Source organism: Pseudoalteromonas sp. MER144-MNA-CIBAN-0113 (assembly GCF_040308965.1).
Classification (GTDB): Bacteria; Pseudomonadota; Gammaproteobacteria; order Enterobacterales; family Alteromonadaceae; genus Pseudoalteromonas; species Pseudoalteromonas tetraodonis.
Window position 1 is genome coordinate 1 of sequence record NZ_JBEOOG010000399.1, and the last position, 264, is coordinate 264.

Here is a 264-nt window from a genome sequence, read left to right on the forward strand (position 1 = left end):
GTGTAAAAGGTATTACAACCAATGACGATCCCCTTTTCGTAAGGAATTTTAGCGAATTAGCTGAAGTTAGAAATGGTTGGGAATATTTTCAAGGTACTACTGACTCGACAGGTTTCTATAAAGGTTTTGATAAGGCTGTTTTATACGAAAATGGAACAGGTCTAATGAGAAAATATGCGGCAGCTCAAGACCGAGACCGAAAAATGGATAGAAGAGGTATAAATATCTGGGGGAAAAAAGGGATAGCCGTTAGTTGCATGGGAG

Annotated in this window: 1 protein-coding gene; it reads left to right on the forward strand. The window is 39.0% G+C overall.

Translation table 11 applies throughout. The features are described 5' to 3' along the window. A partial coding sequence (locus AAEY57_RS20220; RefSeq protein ID WP_350608688.1) for a hypothetical protein occupies positions 1-264 on the forward strand: 264 nt, incomplete at both ends.